This window comes from Sphingomonas sp. 2378 (assembly GCF_038084995.1).
GTDB lineage: Bacteria > Pseudomonadota > Alphaproteobacteria > Sphingomonadales > Sphingomonadaceae > Sphingomonas.
Genome location: NZ_JAXCMJ010000135.1, coordinates 1 through 396, shown reverse-complemented (window position 1 = coordinate 396; position 396 = coordinate 1). Strand labels below are relative to the sequence as shown.

The 396-nt window shown below is 69.7% G+C and carries 1 protein-coding gene; it reads right to left on the bottom strand.

What is annotated here, in order from left to right; all coding sequences use genetic code 11:
* A partial coding sequence (locus tag SM191_RS19635; protein WP_341507670.1) for a transposase occupies positions 1-380 on the bottom strand: 380 nt, incomplete at its 3' end.
* Between the last annotated feature and the right edge of the window lie 16 nt (positions 381-396).

Here is a 396-nt window from a genome sequence, read left to right as displayed (position 1 = left end):
AGGATCGTCCCCCGCCGCAGCACCAGCCCCTGCGCATCCAGCTGCCGGTTGATCTCGGCAAAGCAGCGCTCCAGCACGTCCCCCGCCGCCGCCGCCGCGCGAAACCGGCACAGCGTCGTCTCGTCCGGCGTGCCGCCATCCAGCGCAAAGCCGCAGAACCGCCGGAACGACAGCCGGTCGAGCAGCGCCTCCTCCAGCCCGGGGTCCGACAGATCATACAACGCCTGCAGATACAGCGCCTTGACCATCGCCAGCGGCGCATAGGGCGGTCGACCCGTCCGACCCTGCCGCAGCGGCGACACCAGCGGCTCCAGCCGGCTCCAGTCGATCAGCCGCTCGATCCCCGACAGCTTCGCATTCGATCCCAAGCGCGGATCCATCAACGCTTCCACCAGC